This is a genomic window from Flavobacterium sp. KY-23415 (assembly GCF_055384985.1).
Window position 1 is genome coordinate 1,132,879 of the sequence record NZ_AP044001.1, and the last position, 22,045, is coordinate 1,154,923.

The 22,045-nt window shown below is 30.5% G+C and carries 20 protein-coding genes and 1 riboswitch; of the genes, 6 read left to right on the plus strand and 14 right to left on the minus strand.

Annotated features, from left to right (window positions below; translation table 11 throughout):
* Nucleotides 1–15: 15 nt before the first annotated feature.
* The 4 genes from ACZ49Z_RS05140 to ACZ49Z_RS05155 form a co-directional block, all read right to left on the minus strand.
* On the minus strand, nt 16–1,062 hold the full coding sequence (locus ACZ49Z_RS05140; protein ID WP_464307116.1) for a T9SS type A sorting domain-containing protein: 1,047 nt from the start codon (nt 1,060–1,062) through the stop codon (nt 16–18).
* A gap of 44 nt (nt 1,063–1,106) precedes the next feature.
* Nucleotides 1,107–3,932 carry a sensor histidine kinase gene (locus ACZ49Z_RS05145; RefSeq protein WP_464307117.1) on the minus strand — a complete coding sequence of 942 codons (2,826 nt, stop codon included), beginning with the start codon at nt 3,930–3,932 and terminating at the stop codon, nt 1,107–1,109.
* Between the two features lie 11 nt (nt 3,933–3,943).
* Complete coding sequence (dgt, locus tag ACZ49Z_RS05150) at nt 3,944–5,287, minus strand: dGTP triphosphohydrolase (protein ID WP_464308046.1); 1,344 nt, start codon at nt 5,285–5,287, stop codon at nt 3,944–3,946.
* Nucleotides 5,288–5,486: 199 nt separating this feature from the next.
* Nucleotides 5,487–5,681, plus strand: a riboswitch (cobalamin riboswitch).
* On the minus strand, nt 5,643–5,795 hold the full coding sequence (locus tag ACZ49Z_RS05155; RefSeq protein WP_464307118.1) for a hypothetical protein: 153 nt from the start codon (nt 5,793–5,795) through the stop codon (nt 5,643–5,645). Its footprint overlaps the riboswitch before it by 39 nt.
* Nucleotides 5,796–5,864: 69 nt before the next feature.
* Between ACZ49Z_RS05155 and metE the strand changes: the two genes are divergently transcribed.
* Nucleotides 5,865–8,189: a 5-methyltetrahydropteroyltriglutamate--homocysteine S-methyltransferase gene (gene metE, locus ACZ49Z_RS05160; protein ID WP_464307119.1), complete on the plus strand. Its 2,325-nt coding sequence runs from the start codon at nt 5,865–5,867 to the stop codon at nt 8,187–8,189.
* 73 nt (nt 8,190–8,262) lie between these two features.
* Here the strand turns inward: metE and ACZ49Z_RS05165 are convergent, their stop codons facing one another.
* The 4 genes from ACZ49Z_RS05165 to ACZ49Z_RS05180 form a co-directional block, all read right to left on the minus strand.
* Nucleotides 8,263–8,487: a hypothetical protein gene (locus tag ACZ49Z_RS05165; protein WP_464307120.1), complete on the minus strand. Its 225-nt coding sequence runs from the start codon at nt 8,485–8,487 to the stop codon at nt 8,263–8,265.
* A gap of 113 nt (nt 8,488–8,600) precedes the next feature.
* Nucleotides 8,601–10,988: a ribonucleoside-diphosphate reductase subunit alpha gene (locus ACZ49Z_RS05170; protein ID WP_464307121.1), complete on the minus strand. Its 2,388-nt coding sequence runs from the start codon at nt 10,986–10,988 to the stop codon at nt 8,601–8,603.
* Between the two features lie 177 nt (nt 10,989–11,165).
* Nucleotides 11,166–12,143, minus strand: coding sequence for a ribonucleotide-diphosphate reductase subunit beta (locus tag ACZ49Z_RS05175; RefSeq protein WP_464307122.1), 978 nt, complete (start codon nt 12,141–12,143; stop codon nt 11,166–11,168).
* Between the two features lie 268 nt (nt 12,144–12,411).
* Nucleotides 12,412–12,978: a DUF3109 family protein gene (locus tag ACZ49Z_RS05180; RefSeq protein WP_464308047.1), complete on the minus strand. Its 567-nt coding sequence runs from the start codon at nt 12,976–12,978 to the stop codon at nt 12,412–12,414.
* Between the two features lie 136 nt (nt 12,979–13,114).
* On the opposite strand from ACZ49Z_RS05180, the gene ACZ49Z_RS05185 reads away from it, so the two are divergent.
* Genes ACZ49Z_RS05185 through ACZ49Z_RS05195 form a run of 3 tightly spaced genes read left to right on the plus strand, consistent with a single transcriptional unit; the run spans nt 13,115 to nt 14,539 of the window.
* Nucleotides 13,115–13,690: a MarC family protein gene (locus ACZ49Z_RS05185; protein WP_464307123.1), complete on the plus strand. Its 576-nt coding sequence runs from the start codon at nt 13,115–13,117 to the stop codon at nt 13,688–13,690.
* Nucleotides 13,691–13,705: 15 nt separating this feature from the next.
* Nucleotides 13,706–13,906 (plus strand): hypothetical protein, encoded by a 201-nt coding sequence (locus ACZ49Z_RS05190; RefSeq protein ID WP_464307124.1) that lies wholly within the window; start codon nt 13,706–13,708, stop codon nt 13,904–13,906.
* Between the two features lie 24 nt (nt 13,907–13,930).
* Nucleotides 13,931–14,539: an FAD-dependent oxidoreductase gene (locus ACZ49Z_RS05195; RefSeq protein WP_464307125.1), complete on the plus strand. Its 609-nt coding sequence runs from the start codon at nt 13,931–13,933 to the stop codon at nt 14,537–14,539.
* 284 nt (nt 14,540–14,823) lie between these two features.
* Here ACZ49Z_RS05195 and ACZ49Z_RS05200 read toward each other — a convergent pair whose 3' ends face one another.
* From ACZ49Z_RS05200 to ACZ49Z_RS05220, 5 genes are read right to left on the minus strand one after another with little or no spacing between them, the layout of a single operon-like run.
* Complete coding sequence (locus ACZ49Z_RS05200; RefSeq protein ID WP_464304430.1) at nt 14,824–16,185, minus strand: transposase family protein; 1,362 nt, start codon at nt 16,183–16,185, stop codon at nt 14,824–14,826.
* Entirely contained in the window at nt 16,173–16,523 is a 351-nt protein-coding gene (locus ACZ49Z_RS05205) for a hypothetical protein (protein ID WP_464307126.1), read from the minus strand. The genes ACZ49Z_RS05200 and ACZ49Z_RS05205 overlap by 13 nt, the downstream gene beginning before the upstream one ends.
* Nucleotides 16,510–18,093: a S41 family peptidase gene (locus ACZ49Z_RS05210; RefSeq protein WP_464307127.1), complete on the minus strand. Its 1,584-nt coding sequence runs from the start codon at nt 18,091–18,093 to the stop codon at nt 16,510–16,512. Before ACZ49Z_RS05210 ends, ACZ49Z_RS05205 begins: the two co-directional genes overlap by 14 nt.
* A gap of 7 nt (nt 18,094–18,100) precedes the next feature.
* Entirely contained in the window at nt 18,101–18,526 is a 426-nt protein-coding gene (locus tag ACZ49Z_RS05215) for a deoxycytidylate deaminase (protein WP_464307128.1), read from the minus strand.
* Nucleotides 18,526–19,119, minus strand: a complete 594-nt coding sequence (locus ACZ49Z_RS05220) for a HupE/UreJ family protein (RefSeq protein ID WP_464307129.1) — start codon at nt 19,117–19,119, stop codon at nt 18,526–18,528. The genes ACZ49Z_RS05215 and ACZ49Z_RS05220 overlap by 1 nt, the downstream gene beginning before the upstream one ends.
* Nucleotides 19,120–19,294: 175 nt before the next feature.
* Between ACZ49Z_RS05220 and ACZ49Z_RS05225 the strand changes: the two genes are divergently transcribed.
* Nucleotides 19,295–19,726 (plus strand): tellurite resistance TerB family protein, encoded by a 432-nt coding sequence (locus ACZ49Z_RS05225; RefSeq protein ID WP_464307130.1) that lies wholly within the window; start codon nt 19,295–19,297, stop codon nt 19,724–19,726.
* A gap of 46 nt (nt 19,727–19,772) precedes the next feature.
* On the opposite strand, the gene fbp is transcribed toward ACZ49Z_RS05225, so the two are convergent.
* Nucleotides 19,773–20,777 carry a class 1 fructose-bisphosphatase gene (gene fbp, locus ACZ49Z_RS05230; RefSeq protein ID WP_464307131.1) on the minus strand — a complete coding sequence of 335 codons (1,005 nt, stop codon included), beginning with the start codon at nt 20,775–20,777 and terminating at the stop codon, nt 19,773–19,775.
* Nucleotides 20,778–20,955: 178 nt separating this feature from the next.
* Here fbp and ACZ49Z_RS05235 point away from each other — a divergent pair, with 178 nt between their 5' ends.
* Entirely contained in the window at nt 20,956–22,026 is a 1,071-nt protein-coding gene (locus tag ACZ49Z_RS05235) for a T9SS type A sorting domain-containing protein (protein ID WP_464307132.1), read from the plus strand.
* The last annotated feature ends 19 nt before the right edge of the window (nt 22,027–22,045 follow it).

Genomic DNA, 22,045 nt, shown 5'->3' on the forward strand with positions numbered 1-22,045 from the left:
TAAACAATCTTTTGATTATTGTATAATTATTTTTTTATTTGCTGTTCCTGAATTGGTAACTACCTCTACATAGTACATACCTCTTGATAAAGAAGCTGTATTTACCTTAGATGAATTAGTAGTTACAACTTGTTGTCCTAAGTTATTATACACCGTTATTGTCTTTAATTCTAAATTATTTTCTAAATCTATTTGAAAATGTTCTTTTGCTGGGTTTGGAAAAATTATCACTTGTTTGTAAAATTCAAAATCCTCTGTACTTAAAGCACAATATGTATTATAAGAAGCGGTTGCGTCTTTATTTGTCCAGTTAGCAGTACTATAAGCAACATCATCTACTTGAATACAACTTAAATTTGGGTTGTTTGAAGCAAAAAAACTTAAATTTGCAATATTATTATTATTCCCATTTGCAACATTTAAACTCATTAATTGATTATTATAACAATAAAGCTTATTTAAAGCATGGTTTTGACTTAAATCCAAACTAGTTAATAAATTAAAAGAACAATCAAGCTCAATCAATTCTGTGTTTTGACTTAAATCCAAACTAGTTAATAAATTAGACGAACAATCAAGCTCAACCAATTCTGTGTTTTGACTTAAATCTAAACTAGACAATTGATTATTATAACAATAAAGCTTATTTAAAGCATAGTTTTGACTTATATCTAAACTTGTTATTTGATTATTACCACATTTAAACTCCATTAACCCTGTATTTTGGCTCAAATCCAAACTAGTTAATAAATTAGACGAACAATTAAGTCCAGTTAATGATGTAAAAGCTTCTATGCCTGTTAAATTATAAATATTTCTATTAGAACAATTCATATATCCTGTAAATGCAATTGCTTCTGTGATTTGTATTTGCCCATCCTGATTTGTGTTAATTTCAGCATTATTTATTAAATATGTATGAAAATTCGAATCTGGAATATTTACGTTTTGAGCATGATTGTAGCTTGTGAAAACTAAGATTAAAAGGAGTAGTGTTTTTTCATTTCGATGTGAATTAAATTTTTCAGCAAAATTCCTAAATTTAATACCACTACTTTTCACCCTAAAAGGGTAAAATTTCTATACCTGAATAAAACCTTATTACATTACAAAAGATAACCGATAAATTTTATTTTTGTTCCTTTACTTCCATCTACTTCTAATTTCCCGTGTATTTTTGAGGCTCTTTTCTCCATGTTAATTAATCCGTTCTTACGTTTTAAATTATCAATATCAAAGCCTTTTCCATTATCTGAAAAAGTAATTTTTAGTTTATTTATTTTCAGCTTAATTTCTAAAATACAACTAGTAGCTTCAGAATATTTTAGTGTATTCGTCATGGCTTCCTTAAACAACAAAAGCAATTGCCTAGACCAATAATAAGGTAGCTTAATTTTATTATTTTCAATTTCTACTTTAATATTAAATTCTATTTTACTAGATAAAAAAAGTTCTTCTCCAAAATCTTTAAGATAATAAACCAATTCATTCAAATCGTCATTTTTACTATCTATACTCCAAATAAAATCTTTTATTCCAAAATAAAGATCTTGTGCATCTTTGTTAATTCTTGATAATTGGCTAAACCAATCGGAAGCCTTAAAATCCTCATCTTCAATCATCATTCCAGAAAGCACTGTTATTCCTGCTAATTTATTCCCTAGTTCATCATGAAAATCTTGAGCTACATTTTCTCTAACTTCACTTAATTCTTTTTGCAAGTTTTCATTATTGATAATTGTTATCCTCAATAACTCATTTCGTTCTTTTACTTGTTTAAAACGAAAATACAAAAACAAAGTGAGCAAACTTGAAACTATTAGTGTCATTAAAGAATAACTCCACCAACGCTTATACCAAGGCACTTGATTTCCAAAAACATACTTTCTTGAATAATTCCAATTACTATTTATATTTCTTGTTCTAAATATAATATCATATTCTCCATATTGAAATTTTGTAAAATCTAAAACATCTGTTTTTAATACTTCCCAATCATTTTGATTGATCTTATATTCTGTAACAACTTCATAATTATCATAAGAAATAATATTTACAACAAATTTATTCTGTATTTTTTCTATATCTAAAATTGGACTAGAAACAGGAGAAAAAGAAATCTTGTTATCTATTTTCATACTCCCATTGTTCCCAACTAACCAAATTTGTTGAAACTCATCTTCTACAATTTTTTGAATGTAGGAGGAGTTTCCTGTTTCATTTTTATAAAAACTATAAAAAAGATCATCTTTAAACAATGAAAAACCTTTTTGTGTACCTAACCAAAGTATTCCATGACTATCCAATAATAAACAATTAATACTTAACGATAGTAAGCCAATATTTTCATTAAAATTCCGAACTCTATTCCCTTCAACAACACTCAAACCATTAATTGTCGCTAAGTATATTTTTGATTGATCCACAACAACATCTCTTATATCGTCATTTAAGACACCTTGTTTAGTCGTAATTTTTCTCTCTAATTTTAGCGTATTTAAATTATAAATAAACATTCCTTTGTTGGTGCAGGAATATAATTTATTTTCTTTCTTTAAAACCTTCCTTATAACTCCATTAAAATGAAATTTATATTGTCTATTATTTTTATTAATTAAAATATTATTATCACCGTGCTTAATAACAAAATCAGCATCCTTAAATACTAGATGTTCAAAGCTAGATGTCTTAATATTAGTTTTAAGTATTTTCCGAATTAGAGATTCCTCTAAATATTCTTTTGTTTTTACAAGAACAGTATCTTGGGTTAAATCATCGAATTTCCAAAGCGATTGCTTGAACAATAAAGAATCTCTTTCATTACTTTTGGTATCTAGCCCGATTATTTTACTCGATGTTAAAAAAAATATTTTTGATTTAACATGAATCACATCATAAATATTATTATTTAAAAAGTCACTCTCCATTTTAAAGCGATTTTCTAACGAAAGCACAAAAACCCCTGACCCATAAACACTAATCCACACATTGTTATCTTTATCTATAAGAATATCACTCACTTGTTTTCCTCCAAGTTCATTTTTTGTAACATTGAAAAAAGATTTCTTTTTAAAATCCCAGACAACTACTTTTTCCGCTTTTCCTTTATTTTCTTGAACAACTAAAGCTATAGTATTCTTTTTTACAAATACTTTTCTTATAGTACAATTCTCAAAGGGAAGTTTTTCAATATTCAATATTTCATTATCTGTAAAAAAAATAATTTCATTATTAGTAACTGCTAAAAAGGAATTTTCGGCAACTTTTTTTATATCATTAATATATTTATCTTTTAGAAATGGAAATACCGGTTTAACATCTGTTGGGCTTATTACTTTAAAAACTCCTTTTAATATCTCGTTAGAAAAAAGAACATCATTAAAAAGATAAACTTCATTATTGATGATTTCAAATTGAGGTTTTACAGTATTTTTATGTTCTTTGCTCGTTGTTGGCGTAAGTTCCTTATCTAAACAATAACTAACTATCGTTTCTTTAAACTCATTGTTCTTTTTTGAATAAAAATGATATTTATGCCCCACACCTTTTGCAAACAAAAAATCCTTTAAATTTTCAATTTTATTAATCTTAGATTTCAAATGATTTTTATAGGGAATGATTTTGTTATTTTGTATAATTTGCATCCCACCTCCCCAACTTGCAACAGCATAGGTTGAATCGTTTATTTCACAGATATCAATAACATAATTTGAAAAAAGACCATCATTTATTCGAAATGTTTTGAAATTTTTACCATTAAACTTCACCAAACCGTCATCTGTACCAATCCAAATATACCCTTTACTATCTTGAATAAGCCCATAACATAAATCATGCGGCAATCCATTTGATGTATTATACTGCGTAATTTTGTACTGAGCATTACACCAAAAAAAAGACAAAAGAAATAATCGGATTAAATATTTTTCCATTACAGTGAATCTTAATTTCTGTTTCCTTCTATAATGTTATAGATTTCTAGTGCTTTCCCATCTGTAAGAAGTGACACAAAATGACATATGTGCAACAACTGATCATAGACACTCTCTTTTTGATACTGAAACCTTTCTGGTAATAATTTCAAAATTATAGTATCATAATTAGATGCTTTCCCTTCTGTTTTATTATGATAGGCAGTACAAAACTTATCTAATAGAGTATTTATTATTCTATACCCTACAACTTCTTTCTGAACCACGTCCTTGCATTGGTACACATTATCAATACTAATCTGAATAATATCATTCATTTGCGCTTTGTATTGGCTTTTATCCATTAAAGAATAAGGAAAATCTCCATTTAAAATAGCCTCTTCATTTTCCATAAACACATTAACAGCATCACTAATCAAGCTTCCAATTGCCAATGCTCTTAAATAACTAACTCTATCTTCTTTTGTTGTTAGTTGATGGTACTTTTTAGTATCGATTCCATTACTAACTAACTTTATTAAATATTCTAAAGCAAATTCTTCTTGAATTAATCCCAGATTAATCCCATCTTCAAAATCAATTATAGTATAGCAAATATCATCTGCTGCCTCGACTAAATAAGCCAATGGGTGACGTTCAAAACCAATATCATTTGCTGATTTATTAGAAATTAAACCCAACTCATTGGCTACATCTAAGAAGAAAGCTTTGTCTTGCTGAAAAAAACCATATTTTTTATCACAAATTCGAGTAGTAGGTTTCTTTGGCAAACTTTCCTTAGGATATTTCATAAAAGCCCCCAAAGTGGCATATGAAATACGCAATCCTCCTTCAATGCCTTCTCTAGAAGTTGCTAAAACTGAAAAACCGTTTGCATTTCCCTCAAAATCAATAATATCTTGCCATTCCTTATCGGTAAGTTTTTCTTTGTATTGTTGCCCTCTTCCTGTTTTAAAGTATTCCCCAATTGCCTTTTCTCCAGAGTGACCAAAAGGAGGGTTTCCTATGTCGTGTGCTAACGAAGCAGCTGCAACTATAGTCCCAAAATCATTCATTTGATAACCGTGTTGTTCTGCTAAATACGGATGTTTTTCAAGAACTTGCTTCCCTACTAAGCGACCAATCGATCGTCCAACAACCGAAACTTCCAAACTATGTGTCAACCGATTATGTACAAAATCTGTCTTAGACAGAGGAATAACTTGTGTTTTATCTTGTAGGCTTCTGAAGGCTGATGAAAAAATAATTCTGTCATAATCTACCTCAAAACCTAAACGTGTATCATTTTGATCTTTTCGCAATCTTTTTTTGGTATCTCCTTGACGTTTTAAAGACAATAATGCTTCCCATTTCATTCTATTTTTCATTCCTCTCTATTAAGATTTAAACTTTTTTATACAAACTTCAAAGATACAGAAATAGAAAGGTTTTTAAACTAGAATTTGAATTGCTTCACTAAAGCTCTGTTACAGAAATAACAAAATAAAGACGCGCTAATGTTTTTTTAACTATATTTTGTAATACTTTTGCTTAATCATTAAGTTCTTAATTTATTTCACTTCAACCAATAAAGGTTTTACTTAACTGTAGATTAATAGGGAATCGTGTGCAAATCACGAACTGTCGCGCAACTGTAAGTAACAAACGCAAGTTTTTATCTGAAATAGGTTCCACTGTTTGCAATTGCAAATGGGAAGGACGGTAAAAATGTTACAAGTCAGGAGACCTGCCTTCTATTGAATTGACAATGCTTTCGCGATTTGAAGCAATAGTCAAGGATTGATAATCATAATACACAACAAATATTTGTAATACTTTGTTGTGCATTTCTCTATTATATTTATCAAGACTTCCTATTTTCATTTCAACAAATCATTAGAAATGCATGAAGAGCTTTTATAACTGGTTTTTTCAATTTTAAAAGCAAAAAAAATGCGTACAAACAATCTTGGTTACCCGCGAATTGGTAACAACAGAGAATTAAAGAAAGCCTGCGAATTATATTGGTCAGGCAAAATTACAGAAAACGAGCTAAGAGAAACCGGAAGAACGATTAGAGACAAAAACTGGCAGCTACAAGCTAAAGCCGGTATTAATTTAATCCCTTCTAATGATTTCTCTTTTTATGACCAAGTCCTTGATCTAACATTGACTTTAGGAGCAATTCCAGAGCAGTATCTAGAGTTTTCTAAAACACATTCTGAACTAGATCTTTATTTTGCAATGGCAAGAGGTTTTCAGAAAGAAGGAATTGATATTAAAGCAATGGAAATGACGAAATGGTTCGATACCAATTATCACTACATTGTTCCAGAATTCTCTAGAAATCAAAAATTCAAATTATTTTCTAATAAAATAATAAATGAATTCAAAGAAGCAAAAACATTAGGCTTAACTACAAAACCCGTGCTTATAGGTCCTGTTTCTTATCTTCTACTTGGAAAAGAAAAACAAACCGGATTTCATAGAATTGAATTAATAAACAATTTACTCCCAGTTTATTTCGAAATTCTTGAAAAATTAGAAAATGAAGGTGTTAAATGGATTCAATTTGACGAACCGTTTTTAGCGTTAGATTTAACTGACATTGAGCGTTCAGCTATATCACGCACCTATAACGAAATTAGTCATAAATTTCCAAACATTAAAATCATAGTAGCTAACTATTTTGATTGTTTCGGTGAAAATTTAAGAACGGCATTATCGCTACCTGTACATGCATTGCATTTAGACTTAGTACGTTGTCCTTCGCAATTAGATGATATATTAAACTCAAAATACCTTTCAGAAACCACTCTTTTTTCTTTAGGAGTTGTTGACGGAAGAAATATTTGGAAAAATGACTTTAAAAAATCACTTTCTCTTATTCAAAAAGCAATAGAGGTATTAGGAGAAGATAGACTAATTATAGCTCCTTCTTGTTCCCTTTTACACTCCCCATGTGATTTAGAAAATGAAACAAACGAAGCAACACTTACACCAGAAATTAAACAGTGGCTTTCATTTGCAAGACAAAAGATTGACGAAGTAGTCCTCCTAAAAAAACTAGCCTCAAAGGAATTACAAACAAATAATAGTCCAGAGTATCTTGAAAACACAGTTGCCAATGAAAACAGAAAAACGGCAACAATAATACACAATGACATTGTTAAAAAACGTGTTGCATCAATCTCTGAAAAAGATTCAAAACGGGAAAATGTATTTTCAATTAGAAGAAAAAAACAATCAGAAGCACTACAACTCCCATTATTTCCAACCACAACAATTGGCTCATTTCCACAAACAACTGAAGTTAGAAGTTGGAGAGCAAAATTCAAAAAAGGAGAAATTTCTCAATTAGAATATGACAGTTTAATTCAAAAAGAAACAGAAGAAACAATTCGTTTTCAGGAAAATTCAGGGATTGATGTTCTGGTTCATGGTGAATTTGAACGCAATGACATGGTAGAATATTTTGGAGAACAATTAGACGGTTTCACCTTTACAAAAAACGGCTGGGTGCAAAGCTATGGTAGTCGCTGTGTCAAACCACCTATTATATACGGAGACGTTTCTCGTCCAAAACCAATGACAGTCAAATGGTCTGAGTTTGCACAATCTTTAACTCCTAGATGGGTAAAAGGAATGCTAACAGGCCCTGTAACCATTCTTCAATGGTCATTTGTTAGAAACGACCAACCAAGAGCGACCACTTGTACTCAAATAGCTTTAGCAATTCGAGATGAAGTAATAGATCTTGAAAATGCAGGAATTAAAATTATCCAAATTGATGAACCTGCAATAAGAGAAGGACTTCCTTTGCGCAAAGAAGAATGGAACAATTATCTAGAATGGGCAATAAAAGCATTCAGGATCGCAGCAAGTGGTGTTAATGATGATACTCAAATACACACCCACATGTGTTATAGTGAATTTAATGATATTATTCAAAACATTGCAGACATGGATGCTGATGTAATCACAATTGAATGTTCACGTTCACAAATGGAGCTTTTAGATGCCTTTGCTAATTTTAAATACCCAAACGAAATTGGACCAGGTGTATATGACATTCATTCTCCACGAGTTCCTTCTAGCGAAGAAATGGTTTTTTTATTAGAAAAAGCAGCTGCGGTAATCCCAGCCAATCAATTATGGGTCAACCCCGATTGCGGTTTAAAAACACGCCATTGGGACGAAACAAAGAAAGCATTAATTGAAATGGTTAATGCAGCAAAAAAAATGAGAAAGCTTATTGAAAAAGAAGCACTTGTATAGAAACATGCAAAAAAAACAGCCAAACGAACTCGTTTGGCTGTTACATTTAAAACAATATTTTTCAAGATTAATATTATGGTTTGTCATTTGCTAAAAAGAAATCTCTTGTCTTTTTAGGATATTTTTGATAGCTAATATCACTTGGATTTTCAATTACCGATTTAATTGTGATTTCATCACCTAATTTAAACTTAGACATAACATGCTTATAATCTAACAAATAAGCACCACAGAAAAAATTCCCTTTTTCATCTTGCTCAATAATCCCTGTGTGCACTCCTTTTTTTTCTCTAGACATGGTGTTATATTTTTTACAAAGGTACGAAATATCTACTTATGTAATGAAACAAAAAAAAACAGCCATCATGTGATGACTGTTTAACATACCTATTTTCAATATTTTTCTATCTATTAAGACCCACACATTTCACAATCTTCTGGACCAGCATTTCTAGAACGTTCAATCATTGCTTTAAATTCTGCTGGAGACATTTCTGCTTCAACTTCTACAGCTACAGGCTCTACTTTTTTATCATTATTCAACGTAAACTTAATAGCATCTACAGCTGATTTCGTTCTTAAATAATACATTCCCGTTTTCAATCCACTTTTCCATGCATAAAAATGCATTGAAGTTAACTTTGCCATAGTAGCTCCTTCCATAAACAAGTTTAAAGATTGAGATTGATCTATAAAATAACCTCTCTGACGAGACATATCTATAATATCTTTCATACTCATTTCCCAAACTGTTTTATACAAATCTTTTATATCTTGAGGAATATTATTTATATTTTGAATAGAACCATTATTACGCATTACCTCTTGTTTCAGATTCTCATTCCACAATCCTAACTCTACTAAATCGTGCAACAAATGCTTATTTACAACAATAAATTCGCCAGACAATACTCTACGTGTATAGATATTTGAAGTATATGGTTCAAAAGCTTCATTATTTCCAAGAATTTGAGACGTAGATGCTGTTGGCATTGGTGCTAACAATAGCGAATTACGAACACCATTCTTCATTACTTCTTTACGAAGTGAAGCCCAATCCCATCTACCAGACAATTCTTCATCCTTAACACCCCACATATTATACTGAAACTCTCCTTGCGAAATTGGAGAACCTTCAAATGTTGAATATGGTCCTTCTTCTTTAGCCAATTCCATAGAAGCAGTTACTGCAGCAAAATAAATCGTTTCAAAAATTTCTTGATTTAATTTTTTAGCTGCATCACTTGTAAATGGCATTCTTAACATTATAAAAGCATCTGCCAAACCTTGAACTCCTAAACCAACAGGTCTGTGTCGTAGATTTGAATTTTCTGCTTCTTTAACAGGATAATAATTTCTATCAATTACTCTATTTAAATTGCGGGTAATTCTTTTTGTAACATCATATAAAAACTGATGATTAAAAACACCATCTTCAATAAACATAGGTAATGAGATAGACGCTAAATTACACACCGCAATTTCGTCTTTAGAAGTATATTCTAAAATCTCTGTACACAAATTTGAGGAACGGATTGTTCCTAAGTTTTTTTGATTCGATTTTCTATTTGCTGCATCTTTATACAGCATGTAAGGTGTACCGGTCTCGATTTGCGACTCTAATATTTTTTCCCAAAGCTCTCTCGCTCTGATTGTTTTTCTTCCTTTGCCCGCATTTTCATAACCAATATACATCTCTTCAAATTCATCTCCATATACATCATACAAACCTGGACATTCGTTAGGACACATTAAAGTCCAAGTAGCATCTTCTTCAACACGTTTCATGAATAAATCACACATCCACATGGCAAAGAATAAATCACGCGCACGCATTTCTTCTTTCCCATGATTTTTCTTTAAATCTAAGAAATCAAAAATATCAGCATGCCATGGCTCAATATAGATGGCAAAACTACCTTTTCTTTTTCCACCACCTTGATCTACATAACGAGCAGTGTCGTTAAAAACACGTAGCATTGGAACAATTCCATTAGAAGTACCATTAGTTCCACGAATATAAGAACCTGTAGCTCTAACATTATGAATAGATAAACCAATTCCTCCAGCAGATTGAGAAATCATTGCTGTTTGTTTTAAAGTATCATAAATACCATTAATACTATCATCCTGGACTGTCAATAGAAAGCACGATGACATTTGTGGCTTTGGAGTACCTGCATTGAACAATGTTGGTGTTGCATGTGTAAAGAACTTTTTAGACATCAACTCATACGTTTCAATAGCAGCTTCAATATCGTTTAAATGTATTCCAATGGAAACACGCATTAACATGTGTTGTGGACGCTCTACAATTTTTCCATTTATTTTTAAAAGATAGGAACGTTCTAAAGTTTTAAACCCAAAATAATCGTAATTAAAATCGCGATTATAAATTATGGTTGAGTCTAATCTTTCAGCATTTTCCATTATGACTTGATACACCTCTTCAGACAACAAAGGAGCTTCTTGACCTGTCCTTGGGTTTATGTAATGAAACATTTCTGTCATAGTTTCTGAAAATGACTTTGTGGTATTCTTATGCAAATTAGAAACTGCAATACGCGCTGCTAATTGTGCATAATCAGGATGTGAAATAGTCATAGACGCAGCTGTTTCAGCGGCTAAATTATCTAGTTCGGAAGTAGTAACTCCATCATACAACCCTTCAATTACACGCATTGCAACTTTTACAGGATCGACTAATTCATTCAGTTCATAACATAAAAATCTAATTCTATCAGTAATTTTATCAAACATTACTGGCTCTCTTCTTCCGTCTCTTTTTACTACATTCATTACTTTACTACTGATTTAATTTGGTTAATAGCCAAGATTATTTTTCCTTCCTAATCTTGATGGAAGTAAATAGCACTTCTTCAAATACTATTCAAACTACCGAATATTATTTAGCGTGAAGAATAGCAGTTCTTCAGCACTAAATTTGATTCTTTATTTATTTTTCTTTGTTTAAATCTAAAAATCTGCGTCAAAGCTAATTTTTCCAGAATCTGAATCTGTATTCATTACTCCAGCTTTTTGATATTCTGCCACTCTTTTTTCAAAGAAATTAGTTTTTCCTTGCAGAGAAATCATATCCATGAAGTCAAAAGGGTTAGAAGCATTATAGACTCTTTCACATTCCAATTCTACTAATAACCTATCAGTAACGAATTCTAGATATTGTGTCATTAAAGTTGCATTCATTCCTATTAAACTCACAGGAAGTGACTCTGTAATAAACTCTCTTTCAATATTTAATGCATCTATAATAATTTCCTTAATCCTTTCTTTTGGCACTTTATTTATTAAATGATGATTATGAATATGCACTGCAAAATCACAATGCACACCTTCATCACGAGAAATCAACTCATTAGAAAAGGTTAAACCAGGCATTAATCCTCTTTTCTTTAACCAAAAAATAGAACAAAATGCCCCCGAGAAGAATATCCCTTCCACCGCTGCAAATGCGATTAGCCTTTCAGCAAAAGAATCAGACTCAATCCATTTTAATGCCCATTCTGCTTTTCTTTTGATTGCTGGAAAGACTTCAATAGCGTGAAACAATTTATCCTTTTCTACCTCATCTTTAACATAAGTATCGATCAAAAGAGAATAGGTTTCACTATGAATATTCTCCATCATAATTTGAAATCCATAGAAAAATTTAGCTTCAGCATATTGCACTTCATTAACGAAATTCTCTGCTAAATTTTCATTTACAATTCCATCAGATGCTGCAAAAAAAGCTAAAATATGCTTAATAAAATATTTTTCATCTTCATTCAATTTCGTGTTCCAGTCTGTGATATCTTGATGCAAATCTATTTCTTCAGCAGTCCAAAAACTTGCCTCCATTTTTTTGTACCATTCCCAAATATCATGATGCTTAATTGGAAAAATAACAAAACGGTCCTTGTTTTCTTGTAAAATTGGTTCGACTACCGACATAGTTCTTTGATTTAAACGTATTTAATTATTGATTTATTGCGTTAATAAGGGGATTACAAAGTTTGCAATTTGTAATGAAAAATAAAAGCCAAACTTATTCACAATTAGTGCAAGTTTTTAACAACGAGTAAAGTTTTTCTTACTCAAAAAAAAGATTGTAATTTATTGTAAATCAAAAAGTTATAAAAAATTAAAAAAACAACTTCAACACCTGTCAGTAGCAGTAAAAGCATTTGCTAAGAGGTGTTTTTGAGTCAAAATTAAGAGGCTATTTTTTCATATCTTGAGCCACATTTTCTAACTCATCATACCATTGTTGCCCAAATTTTCTAACTAATGCTTCTTTGACAAATTTATAAATCGGCACTTCTAGCTCTTTTCCCAAAGAACAAGCATCAGAACAAATATGCCATTTGTGATAATTCACTGCAGCAAAATCAGAATATTCTTTCACACGTATTGGATACAAATGACAAGACACTGGTTTCTTCCAATCAATTAATCCTTGATTATAAGCTTGTTCAATTCCGCATAATGCCGTTTCTTTATCAAAAATAACATAAGCACAATCTCTTCCTTCTATCAACGTAGTTTCAAACTCACCATCTTCAGAAGTCACAAAAACACCTTGCTCTTCAATTGCTTTTATCCCTTCAGGACGCAAAAAAGGCTTTACTTTAGGATAAATATCTTTTAATATTTTAGTTTCACTCTCCTCTAAAGGCGCTCCAGCATCACCATCTACACAACAGGCTCCTTTACAAGCAGAAAGATTACACACAAACTCTTTTTCTAAAATTTCTTCCGACACAATAGTTTTATTCAACTGAAACATAAAAACAATATTAAAAATGCAAAGGTACACTTTTGACGGTAGATTCAATATCAGAAAACAAGAATAATCTATTAACAGCCTAGATGAAGATTTTTTCTCATTCATATTCTATATCTTTGTAAAAATATTATTTGTCATGGAAATAAATTGGAGAGACATTTTCACAATAAGCATGATTTTATTTGCTGTAATTGACATCATTGGAAGCATTCCTATAATTGTTGATTTAAGGAGTAAAGTTGGACATATTCAATCTGAAAAAGCCACTTTTGTAGCAGCAATCATTATGATTGCATTCTTATTTGTTGGAGAAGAAATTCTAAAACTAATTGGCATTGACGTAAACTCATTTGCTGTTGCAGGTTCTTTTGTCTTATTTTTTCTTGCCTTAGAAATGATCCTAGGCATTCGCCTTTACAAAGAAGACAACCCTACAACTGCTTCCATTGTTCCAATTGCATTTCCTTTAATTGCAGGAGCTGGGACAATGACTACACTTTTATCTTTACGATCAGAATATGACAAAATCAACATCATTATTGCTATTCTCATCAATGTAATTGTTGTTTATGGTGTTCTAAAACTATCTGGAAAAATTGAAAAAATTCTTGGTCAAAATGGGCTTGGAATAATAAGAAAAATATTTGGTGTAATTCTTTTAGCTATAGCTGTAAAATTATTTGCTAGCAATGTTAAAGGTCTTTTTATATAACATAAAACATTTGAAATGAAAATATTTAGTATCATCGTAATTGCAATCGCAACATTATTAATTGCATTTAATTTCACAAAATTAGATTTCAACAATCTTTTTAATGGAGACAGCACAGTTGCCTTAATTGGAATTGTATCTAGTCTTTGCGCAATCATTTTAATGTCAATTTATTTAATTTCTAAAAAAATAGAAGACAAAACAAAGAACAATTAATTAAACTTCTTTTATAAAAAAACAATGTTTGATGTATTAATAATTGGTGGAGGTGTTTCAGGAGTTTCATGTGCACTTTTATTAGGATCTGCAAAACAAAAAGCTTTCGCAACGGATAAAAGCATAGGAATAATTACACATCAAAAAGCATGTTCGCTTCAGAATGCAATTTTCAATAACGCCTACGGTATCCCATTTGGAAAACTAGGTTCAGAGTTACTTACAGAGAGCCTAGAACATTTAACAATAGCCTATCCACATGTTAAACAATTACAAGAAGAGAAAGTTTTAAAAATTTCTGGAAAATCAGGTAATTTTGAAATCAAAACAAACAAAAGCACATATAATTCAAAAATAGTTGTACTTGGTATTGGCTCTGCAAACCCTCTGAATATTGAAGGTTTAGAAAATTATGTAGTTCCTCATAGAAAAGCAGCTCCTGAAAAAAACAGAATTCAATTGAGAAACAATGATCATTTGGTTACTGACGGTATTTATGTTTGCGGTACTTTAGCAGGTCATAGGAGTCAATTAGCTATTGCCTCAGGAAGTGGTGCAAGTGTAGCTGGAGACATTTTAACTTTATGGAACAATGGAAATCATGCACAAGTCCATGATGCCATTGGAAAGTAAATATTTTCACAAAACAAAGAACGCCCATATTGGCACAAAAACAGACAAAATAAAAATTAAAGAAAGTAGCATAAAAAATAGTGCTACTTTTTTGTTTTGCTTCAAACTAGGCAAATTCAGAAGTAACAAGATTTTTTGAAAAATACTTTAAATAAAAACCTCAATTCATATTAATATAATTGAGGTTTTTTATTTTGTAGTAAAAATTATATGTTTTTATGATTTTTAAATTTGATATTTCTCAACAAGACGCACTTTTCCTATAAAGTATTTTTTTGAATACTTTACGCTGCTAGTTGTGTTTGATTTTTGTAAATTCTTCTTCCTATTTCTTTAGCATTAGCTGTATGTATTCCGAAAAAAATCCAAAGCATTTCACTTTTCTTGGTTCTAGCTTTTATCTTTCGTAAATTATAGTGCTCTTTTTCTTTGCCAAAACTACCTTCTAATCGAGTAGCTCTTTCTTTTTTAATTTCTGAGGCTAGCTTCTTTCTATGCTCTTCGTGTTTTCCAGCTTTTCCTTTTCTAACAAAGTCTGTTTGTATGTTATTTGTGGACGAAAAAGTTCTGTTTTTATTTGTGGCATAAATAGCATCAGCTCCAGTAATTCTTACTTTAGTTTTAGTTAGATTTTGTGCGCAAAATATACTGTTTTGAAATCGAGTTCCTTCGTTAAAGGCACGGTATTCTATATGTTCTATAAAATTGATTCCATCAATTTGAATTTTATTTACTTTTGCTCCAAATTCTACTTGTTTTACTTCTTTACCACGCACAATTGGGCGAATATAACTTTTATTTATGCTAACAATTCTATCGGGAACGCTTTTTCCTGTTGCAAAAATTTTTGATTGTTGTTGGTAAATAAGACGGATTATTCTGCGTTGTTTGCTGTATTTTGTGGTTGGCTCAAAGGAATATTGATTTTCAATTTTACTCAATTCTCCATTAAGTTTATATAATAATTTCAGAAGACCACGAGTCATTTTTGTTCGTTGCTTTGCTGTTTTTTTTCTTTTTCTAGAATACTCATTGTAGCGTTTACACCAATCAATATATTTGGTTCTTGGAAGTTTTATTTTTAAAATGCCACATAATGATTTCATTTGATTATAATTCCACACAATACATTCCCAAAGTAGTTTCTCATTGGTAGGAAAACGCAACTCACTCTCATAACAAGTGGCATCTATCAAGACTTTGTCTAAATCATTCATATAAGGTAGCCAGCTTTTAGCTAATGTTTCTTGAACTTTTCGAACATCTAATTTTTTGGCTAATTCCATTCTTATTTGGCTAACTATTTTAAAATTTGTAAGCGGGGAATCTAGAGGTAATACAATATCACAAAAGTATTGCATGTAAACATTTCCGTTTAACAACTCGATTAGTTTAGCATCAGAACAACCATAATAGTTTTTTAGCATCATCAAGGCAATCTTACCTTTAGTACTAAAAATGCAATCTGGACCTTTTTTGCACGCTTTCAATTTAAAACTTTGAGAAAGTTCTGAAAAAGGTGTAGCTAGATGAATTTTACCTAAATCAGACTTTAGAAATTGCTCATAAAAAACATTAAAATCTTCATTGATAATATTTAAAGGCAATTTGTGCTGAAATTCACTTATTCGTATTATTTTTGACATACATATTTAAAAGAAAACCCCGTTTTTGACTCTTTTTGAGCATTCTCGGGGTTTATTTCTTCTAAAATACAAATTAAATAACTGATAAGCAAGTATTTATTTAATTGTGAATGTGCCAAACTAAAAAAACTTAGTAAAAAAGAAATTAAACCAATCGCTATTAGTTTCAACTTAGCGCTTCTACCAATAACAAAAATAGTCGGCTCTAAAGGGTTTTGAAAGTGAAGATTATAAATATATTTTTCTAAAAGAAAAAAATTAAGCCAAGCATAACTACCAATACCCATTAATAGTAATAAAAAAGAAATGATCAATGTTATTGAACTATTTTTTTTCATTTTTATTTCCAAAAACTTTCTTAATCATCGTGTCTTCTGAAAGAATAATTTCATAATAACTAATATCATCATATATTTGCCTAACAAACTCTGCATATAGATATTTTTTTATTTTTTCCTTCTGATCAAAATTCAACAATATACCACTATCTGTAACATATTTTTTAAAGGCATTCAAATACTTATCAGAACCTGTAATTTCTTCTTTTAGTTCTTTTGCCGAGTAATTGCTTAACTGTTGTCTTTTTCCATCTAATTGTTCAAAAACGAAATAACTAACAAAGCCAGTTTGCATAAAACTAAAAGTAGCATCTTCTCCTTGTTTCACTTGGAAAGGAACGAAAATATCTGGTGTAATTCCACCACCTCCATATACCGTTCTACCTCTCTTTGTCTTAAACTTCAAACTATCGGCGACTTTAATACTATCTGCTTCATAAAGTTCTCCGCTTTCAAAACGTTTCTCAAATTCATTAAAATAATCATTCCCTTTATCGGAATACGGTTTTTGAATCGAACGTCCTGAAGGAGTATAATAACGTGCTACTGTTAAACGAACAGCAGAACCATCTCCCAACGGCATCTCTCTTTGCACCAAGCCCTTTCCAAAAGAACGACGCCCCACAACTACACCTCTATCATTATCCTGAATTGCTCCAGCTAGAATTTCACTTGCCGAAGCACTATTCTCATTAATTAAAACATAAACTTTACCCTCTTCAAAGTCTCCTTTTTCTGTCGCAAAAGTTTTATCTACTTTCCCCTTTTTATTCTTTGTTTTAACTATCAACTCTTTATCTTTCAAAATATCATCAGCAATTGCCACTGCCATTTCAAGATAACCACCTCCATTATCTCTTAAATCAATCACCAACTCTTTCATGCCTTGCCTTTTTAAAGAAAGTAAAGCTCTATGAAACTCATCATAAGTAGTTTCTGCAAATCGATTAATTTTTATATAACCAACATCATTAGAAATTTTCAAAGACACGTCTACACTTTTTATAGGAACAACATCTCTTTTTACTTTAATTTTTAATTTCTGATTCGTAGTTTTTCTATAGACAGTCAAAGCAACCAAAGAACCTTTCTCTCCTTTAAGCTTTGAAAACAAAGTATCATTGTTAATCTTCTTATTATACAACTGAAAACTATCGGCAAACAGCAATCTATCACCTGCTTTAATACCCGCTTTCTCAGACGGACCATCTTTTATTGTTTTAATTACTGCAACACTGTCCTTATACATATAAAAATTAACACCAATACCCACAAAATCACCTTTCATGTTTTCGGTTACAGATTGCAATTCATTTTTACTAATATAAACAGAATGTGGATCTAAACTTTCTAGAATTCCGTTAACAGTCAAATCAACAATTGAGTCTGAATTTACATCATCAACATAATCTCTTTCAATAAAATCAATTAATTTGTTAAGTTTATTCCGTTTGGAATTTTTACCAATATAATCATTACTTCTTGACGAATTTAATCTATTCCCCAATAGCAAGCCAATGGCAAGAGCCGATGCAATAATAATTGGAAAATATATTTTATTCATCTTCATATAACAATTAATTTAAATCTTCTAACAATTCAACCTCTACTCCAGCTTGCCTTAAAAAATCAACTCCAGAAGTATCTTTATATTCTTCGTGATATACTACTCTTTTAATTCCGGCTTGATGGATCAATTTACTACAATCTTTACAAGGAGAAAGTGTTATATATAATGTTGCATCCTCACAAGACTGTGTAGAGCGTGCTACTTTTAAAATCGCATTTGCCTCTGCATGGAGCACATACCATTTTGTAACATTATCATCATCTTCACAACAATTTTCCATTCCAGAAGGAGTTCCATTATAACCATCGGAAATAATCATTCTATCTTTAACAATAATCGCACCAACTTTTTTGCGCTTACAGTAGGACAATTGCCCCCATTCTTTTGCTATTCGCAAATAGGCTTTGTCATATTTTATTTTTTTCTCTTTCATTATCTATTCCAAATTTCGCTACTAATAATCATAGGTATAACTACACCAATTATAAAAGCAGACATTACTAATGCCCAATCTCTTTTAGAAAACCTAAAGAAAGTTTGCACAATATAAGACAATATTAAAACCACGAAAACCACAATTATTTGTGCAGCTTCAATACCCAAAGCAAATTCTAATAAAGGCAATAATTTATCAGTTGCACTCCCTGGCAAAATAGTTCCAAAATAATTCGAAAACCCTAAACCATGTATAATTCCAAAAGAAAGAGTTATTACTGTGACTAATGAAACTGTCTCATTTTTAGTTGTTTTACCAGCAGTAAACAAATGAAAAACAGCAGTTACTAGAATTGTTATCGGTATTAAAAATTCAATTAATTTCGGGCTTATTGAAACCACTCCATAAACTGCTAAAATTAACGCTAACGTATGCCCAATGGTAAAAAGGGAAACTAATAAAAAAATTCTTTTCCAGTCTTTAAAGGCATAAGGAACCATTAAAGCTATTAAGAATAACACATGATCATAGGCTTCAATATCCAGAACATGGTTAATACCGATTTTAAAATACGACCAAAATTGCGACATAATTATTATTTTTTTTGGGGATTTCAAACTTACAATTAATTTTACAAAAATAGAATTCGTTTTCTACATCTTAACATTAATTTCGATAAATAAAAGCTTTATCAATTAAATTTTAATTTTTGTTTGTGTCAAAAAATAAATAATGCTTAATTTTGCCCAACTTAAAACAAATATTATGTCATTTTCAGATTTATTTGATAACGAATTTAAAAATAGAAATAAGGGTCATTTTTCTGCTATTGTTAGAGTTGCCTTATCGGATGGTGAATTAACAATTGAAGAAAAAGAATTTTTAGACAAATTAGCTGTTCGACTTGAGATTTCAGCTGCCGAATATGAAGAAATTCTAGAAAACCCAACTAAATATCCAATTAACCCTCCTGTTCTTCACATACAAAGATTAGAACGTCTTTACGATCTTGGAAGAATGGTATATGCTGATCATGTTTTAGGACCAAAACAAAAACAAATTTTGGTTCGTTTTGCATTAGCTTTAGGTTTCACTCCTAGTAATGTAAACTATATTGTTGATAAGACATTATCGCTTTTAATTTTAAATGTTGATTTAGACACCTTCATTTACGAAATTCAACACATGAATAAATAAAAAAAATCTCCGAGAAATCTCGGAGATTTTTTTTATTAAACTATTTTTAAGCATTTTCCATAAACTCTTCTGCTTTTTCAACCATATTTTTACTTCCACAAAAGAAAGGAACCCTTTGATGCAATTCTGTTGGTTGAATTTCCATAATTCTATTAAAACCGTCTGAAGCTTTCCCTCCTGCTTGTTCTGCTAAAAAAGCCATTGGATTACATTCATATAACAAACGCAATTTACCATTAGGTGCTTTTGAACTTGTAGGATAAATATAGATTCCTCCTTTTATCATATTTCTATGAAAATCTGAAACTAAACTACCAATATATCGAGAAGTATAAGGCCTATCTCCTTCTTCTTGTTGACAATATTTTATATAATTTTTGACACCTTGAGGAAAATGTATATAATTACCTTCATTTATTGAATAAATATTTCCGTCAGGTGAAAATTTCATATCGGGATGCGATAAATAAAACGTCCCAATTGCAGGATTCAAAGTAAACCCATTCACTCCGTCTCCTGTTGTATAAACCAACATTGTAGAAGTTCCATAAATAACATATCCTGCTGCTACCTGATTGACTCCAGGTTGTAAAAAATCTTCAAGTTGCACTGGCGTTCCTACGGGTGTTACTCTTCTAAAAACAGAAAAAATTGTTCCTACCGAAACATTTACATCAATATTTGAAGATCCATCTAAAGGATCCATTAAAACAACATATTTATTATTATGGCTGTTATCGCTTCCTGCAACCGTGATAAAATCATCGTTTTCTTCAGAAGCAATTCCGCAAACAATTTCTCTATTGATTAATGTTTGAATAAAAGTTTCATTTGCAAAAACATCTAATTTTTGCTGATCTTCTCCCTGAACATTTTGCTCACCAGCTGCACCAACAATATCAACTAATCCAGCTTTATTCACTTTATAATTAACTACTTTAGCAGCTAAACGAATTGAATTAATAATTCTTGATAGCTCTCCTGTTGAATATTGAAAGGAATTTTGATGCTCGATTATAAATTCTCCAAGGGTTGTATTTCTTTCTTCCATTACAATTATATGGTATGGTTGTGTTTATCTGGCAAATATCGCCTTTTTTATAAAAATACGAATCCATTTCTTTAATTTTTATAATTCAAATCAATATTTTTATTCTTGCCAAACTTCTTGTCTTATTCATCACAAAATTATTATTTTTAACACTTAGAAACACTAGCCTTTTAAAAAAATGAAACAAAAACTACTATGCCTTTTCTCTGGTTTTTTTGGCTTACCAATTTTTTCTCAAAATATTTTAAATGCAAATGGCCCTGGAAATACTTATGAAGAGATAAATAATTTTCTTGCTCCAGGATATAATGCTATTGAATCACCCGAACAACTCCCTAATGGCAATCATTCCGCTTTTGGAAGGCATATTGACGAAATTTTTGATCAAGAAAGCAATAAATTTGTATTTCGATTTCTTTCACATATACATGAAGACAATGACGTTTCAACAACATCAAATGACAGACAAAGAGTAGAAATTAAAACATTCGCTTCTTCTCCAGATAACATGAAAGCGACTTTAGGAGAAATAGTAACTTATAAATGGCGATTTAAAATCCCAGCAAATTTTAATCCATCAAATGGTTTTACTCACATTCACCAAATAAAAGCAGTTGGAGGCGACGATGCCAATCCAATTTTCACATTAACACTTAGAAAAAAGAGTTCAGGTATTGAAAAATTAGAATTAATACATGATGAAGGGAGCACATCAAATGCCTTTGAACTATCCAACATCAACTTATCTAATTTAAAAAACACTTGGCTAGAAGTTACTGAAACCATTTTTTTTAATGAAAATGGCTCAATTACTATAGAAATGAAGAGAATCAACGACAATAACATCCTTTTTTATTACGAAAATCTGAACATTAAAACTATTCGCCCAGACAATGTATTTGTTAGACCAAAATGGGGCATCTATAGAAAAATTAAAAATTCATTAGGAGAAATTTTAGACGACTTAAAAGATGAAGAAATATTTTTCTCAGATTTCTCAATTAATGAAAACAGCTTACACATAAATCATTTTACTTCCGAACAAAAAATTTTAAATTTTAATGTTGTTGACGAAACCCTTGAATTTACAAACCCTATTAATGATGAGATTTGTATTTATAATAACTCTGGTATAGAAATAAAAAAAATAATTTCAAATAGTAATAAAATAGACATATCAGAATTAGCAAAAGGCGTTTATTATTTAAAAACGAAAGAAGGAAAAGGAATTCGGTTTATTAAGATTTAAGTCTACTTTTAGTTAACTA